Here is a 4,694-nt window from a genome sequence, read left to right as displayed (position 1 = left end):
CGGCCACTGACCCCGCCTCCGCCCCCGTCTCCCCGGCCGCCGGCCCCCTGGCCTCCGGTGCCCGGCCCCGCAGCCGTTCATCGGCTCCGGCATCCCGTTGCGGCTGCCCGAGCGTGGTCGCGGGGGCGAGTGAAACCGCACGTCACGAGGTCGGCTGTCCGTATGGCGGACGGGACGGGCCACCCCTTGGGACGACCTACTAAGGTGCCGACATGTCTCGCAGCATCGATCTCGCAGTGATCCCCGGTGACGGCATCGGGCAGGAAGTCGTGGCCGAAGGCCTCAAGGTCCTCTCCGCCGTCCTCCCGCAGGATGTGAAGCTGGAGACCACGGAGTACGACTTCGGCGCACGCCGCTACCACGCCACCGGTGAGACCCTCACCGACGCGGACCTGGCCGCCCTCAAGGGGCACGACGCCATCCTGCTCGGCGCCATCGGCGACCCGTCCGTCCCCTCGGGCGTCCTGGAGCGCGGCTTCCTGCTCAAGCTCCGCTTCGCCTTCGACCACCACGTCAACCTCCGCCCGTCCAAGCTCCTGCCGGGTGTCGCCACCCCGCTGGCCGGCGAGCCGGAGATCGACTTCGTCGTGGTCCGCGAGGGCACCGAGGGCCCGTACACGGGCAACGGCGGCACCATCCGCAAGGGCACCGAGCACGAGGTCGCCACCGAGGTCTCGGTGAACACCGCGTACGGCGTCGAGCGCGTGGTCCGTGACGCCTTCGCCCGCGCCCAGGCCCGCCCGCGCAAGAAGCTCGCGCTGATCCACAAGAACAACGTGCTGACCTTCGCCGGCCACCTGTGGACCGACGTGTTCAACCGGGTCGCCCAGGAGTTCCCCGAGGTCACCACCGAGTACATGCACGTCGACGCGGCGACCATCTACCTGGTCACCCAGCCGGAGCGCTTCGACGTGATCGTCACCGACAACCTCTTCGGCGACATCGTCACCGACCTCGCCGCCGCCGTCTCCGGCGGAATCGGCGTGGCCGCCTCGGGCAACATCAACCCGAGCGGTGACTACCCGTCCATGTTCGAGCCGGTCCACGGTTCGGCCCCGGACATCGCCGGCCAGGGCAAGGCCGACCCCACGGCCACCGTCCTGTCCGTCGCCCTCCTGCTGCGCCACCTCGGGTACGACGCCGAGGCGGCGCGCATCGACGACGCCGTCGCCGCCGACCTGGTCGAGCGCGTGGCTCTCGCCGCCCGCTCCACCGAGGAGATCGGCGACGCGCTCGCCGCCCGAGTAGCCGGCTGACCCCGGCCTGCCCACCTTTCGAAAGCCGCCGGGAGCACCTCGCACCCGGCGGCTTCCGCCATGTCCCGCCGGGTGCCACCATCGAAACGCAGGGTCTCGACCCCGCACCGTTCCTTCACCGGGCACCCTCTTGCGATAATCGAACGCGGAGTCGCGTCGACGAGGGCGCCGACCGGATGTCCCCTGACCGGACCTCCGGACCCCGGCGGCAAGGACGAGCGGAAACGCGGCCCGTCACTACAACGGTGAAGGACAGTTCTGCTGATGACGACGACGCCCACGATCGAACTCAAGCCCACCTCGCACCCGCTGCCCGCGGCCGAGAGGGAGGCGATCCTGGCCAGCCCCGGGTTCGGCCGCCACTTCACCGACCACATGGTGACGATCAAGTGGACCGAGGGGCGTGGCTGGCACGACGCCGAGCTCGTCCCGTACGGCCCGCTCTCCCTCGACCCGGCCAACATGACCCTGCACTACGCGCAGGAGATCTTCGAGGGACTCAAGGCGTACCGCCGCGCCGACGGCTCGGTGGGCATCTTCCGCCCCGAGAAGAACGCCCGCCGCTTCCAGGCCTCCGCCCGCCGCCTCGCCATGCCGGAGCTGCCGGTCGAGACCTTCATCGAGGCGTGCGACGTGCTGGTCCGCCAGGACGAGGCGTGGGTCCCGGCGCACGGCGGCGAGGAGTCCCTGTACCTGCGTCCGTTCATGATCGCCACCGAGGTGGGTCTGGGCGTCCGCCCGGCCAAGGAGTACCTCTTCCTGGTCATCGCCTCCCCGGCCGGCGCCTACTTCCCGGGCGGCGTGAAGCCGGTCTCCATCTGGGTCGCCGAGGAGCACGTCCGCGCGGTCCCGGGCGGCATGGGCGACGCCAAGACCGGCGGCAACTACGCGGCCTCCCTGATGGCCCAGGCCGAGGCCGCCAAGGTGGGCTGCGACCAGGTCTGCTACCTCGACGCCATCGAGCGCCGGTGGATCGAGGAGCTCGGCGGCATGAACCTGTACTTCGTCTACGAGGACCGGATCGTCACCCCGTCGCTCAGCGGCTCCATCCTGGAGGGCGTCACCCGCGACTCCCTGCTGTCCGTCGCCCAGGACCTCGGCCTCGCCCCCGAGGAGGGCAAGGTCTCCGTCGACCAGTGGCAGACGGACGCCGAGAGCGGCGCCCTCAAGGAGGTCTTCGCCTGCGGCACGGCCGCGGTGATCACCCCCGTCGGCACGGTCAAGCGCAGCAGCGGCGCCGAGTGGAAGCACGGCACCGGCGAGCCGGGCGAGGTCACCCTGCGCCTGCGCGACGCCCTGCTGGACATCCAGCGCGGCACGGCCGAGGACAAGCACGGCTGGATGCACAAGGTCTGCTGAGGCCACACCGGGCCCACCTGCCACGCCACGCCACCCGCCCTGCCGGGCCCATCGGGCCCGGCAGGGCGGGTGGGCCCGGTCCGGTGGGTCCGGTGGGCCCGGTCCGGTGGCCGCACGGCCCCGGGGAGTGTCCCGCACTCCCCGGGGCCGTCGTCGTCATCCGGGATGAACGCCCCGGCGTGGGACGGTTCGCCCGTATCCTGAGACGCCCGGCCGGTCGTGGGGCGTCTGTGCCAGACTGGCGCCGTGCCCTCGTTCGCCATGATTATCGGCAGCAGGCGCGCCGGTCCGCAGTGACCGCCCGTACGTATCCCGTACGCGTGGTCACCCTCGTCGTCGACCCGCGCGCAGACCTCTCGCACCCGCGAGGGGTTTTCTTTGTTTCGGCCCCACCCGCGGCCGGAACGGAGGGCGTGCGGCATTCGAGGGCGGTGGCGCCGGTTCTTCCGGTCCGACCGAGACGACCAGTTCAGGAGTTCCTGCCATGACGGAAACCAGCCGACCCGACGACGCCTTCCACGTCTTCGACACCACGCTGCGCGACGGCGCCCAGCGGGAGGGCATCAACCTCACCGTCTCCGACAAGCTGGCCATCGCCCGCCACCTGGACGAGTTCGGCGTGGGGTTCATCGAGGGCGGCTGGCCCGGTGCCAACCCGCGCGACACCGAGTTCTTCGCCCGCGCCCGTGAGGAGATCGACTTCCGCCACGCCCAGCTGGTCGCCTTCGGCGCGACGCGCCGGGCCGGCGGCTCGGCGGCCGACGACCCGCAGGTCAAGGCGCTCCTGGACTCCGGCGCCGACGTGATCACCCTGGTCGCCAAGGCCCATGACCGCCACGTGGAGCTGGCCCTGCGCACCACCCTGGACGAGAACCTGGAGATGGTCCGCGACACCGTCGCGCACCTCCGGGCGGCCGGCCGCCGGGTCTTCGTCGACTGCGAGCACTTCTTCGACGGCTACCGGGCCAATCCCGAGTACGCCACGGCCGTCGTCCGCACCGCCGCGGAGGCCGGAGCCGACGTGGTCGTCCTCTGCGACACCAACGGCGGCCTGCTCCCCGCTCAGATCCACTCCGTGGTCTCCACCGTCCTCGCCGCCGTGCGCGCCGACAGGGACGACGCCCGCCTCGGCATCCACGCCCAGGACGACACCGGCTGCGCCGTCGCCAACACCCTCGCGGCCGTCGACGCCGGCGCCACCCACGTCCAGTGCACCGCCAACGGTTACGGCGAGCGGGTCGGCAACGCCAACCTGTTCCCCGTCGTCGCCGCCCTCGAGATCAAGTACGGCAAGCGGGTCCTGCCCGAGGGCAAGCTCCGTGAGATGACCCGGATCTCGCACGCCATCGCCGAGGTCGTCAACCTCACCCCCTCCACCCACCAGCCCTACGTCGGCGTCTCCGCCTTCGCCCACAAGGCCGGGCTGCACGCCTCCGCCATCAAGGTCGACCCCGACCTGTACCAGCACATCGACCCCGAGCAGGTCGGCAACACCATGCGGATGCTCGTCTCCGACATGGCGGGCCGGGCCTCCGTCGAGCTCAAGGGCAAGGAGCTCGGCATCGACCTCGGCGGCGACCGCGAACTGGTCGGCCGGGTCGTCGAGCGGGTCAAGGAGCGGGAGCTCAAGGGCTACACCTACGAGGCCGCCGACGCCAGCTTCGAGCTGCTGCTGCGCGCCGAGGCCGGCACCGCCCCGGTCTACTTCGAGGTGGAGTCCTGGCGCGCGATCACCGAGGACCGCCCCGACGGCAGCCACGCCAACGAGGCCACCGTGAAGCTGCGCGCCAAGGGGGAGACCATCCACGCGGCCGGCGAGGGCAACGGCCCGGTCAACGCGCTGGACCGGGCGCTGCGCGCGGGCCTGGAGCGGATCTACCCCGAGCTGGCCAAGATCGGCCTGGTGGACTACAAGGTCCGCATCCTCGAGGGCCGCTCCGGCACCGACTCCACCACGCGCGTGCTGATCTCCACCTCCGACGGACGCGCCGAGTGGTCCACCGTCGGGGTCGCCGACAACGTCATCGCCGCCTCCTGGCAGGCGCTCGCCGACGCCTACACCTACGGCCTGCTGCGCGC

The 4,694-nt window shown here is 71.8% G+C and carries 3 protein-coding genes; all 3 read left to right on the top strand.

Annotation, left to right across the window (positions count from 1 at the left end):
- The first annotated feature begins 212 nt into the window (after nucleotides 1-212).
- Complete coding sequence (locus tag HW445_RS19100) at nucleotides 213-1,256, top strand: 3-isopropylmalate dehydrogenase (RefSeq protein WP_180222215.1); 1,044 nt, start codon at nucleotides 213-215, stop codon at nucleotides 1,254-1,256.
- A gap of 264 nt (nucleotides 1,257-1,520) precedes the next feature.
- Nucleotides 1,521-2,615 carry a branched-chain amino acid aminotransferase gene (locus HW445_RS19095; RefSeq protein WP_180222214.1) on the top strand — a complete coding sequence of 365 codons (1,095 nt, stop codon included), beginning with the start codon at nucleotides 1,521-1,523 and terminating at the stop codon, nucleotides 2,613-2,615.
- A gap of 484 nt (nucleotides 2,616-3,099) precedes the next feature.
- On the top strand, nucleotides 3,100-4,694 hold a 1,595-nt coding region (gene cimA, locus HW445_RS19090), incomplete at its 3' end, for a citramalate synthase (RefSeq protein WP_180222213.1).

This window comes from Streptomyces sp. UH6 (genome assembly GCF_013421635.1).
Classification (GTDB): domain Bacteria; phylum Actinomycetota; class Actinomycetes; order Streptomycetales; family Streptomycetaceae; genus Streptomyces; species Streptomyces abyssomicinicus.
This window is presented reverse-complemented; position numbering and strand designations above follow the sequence as displayed.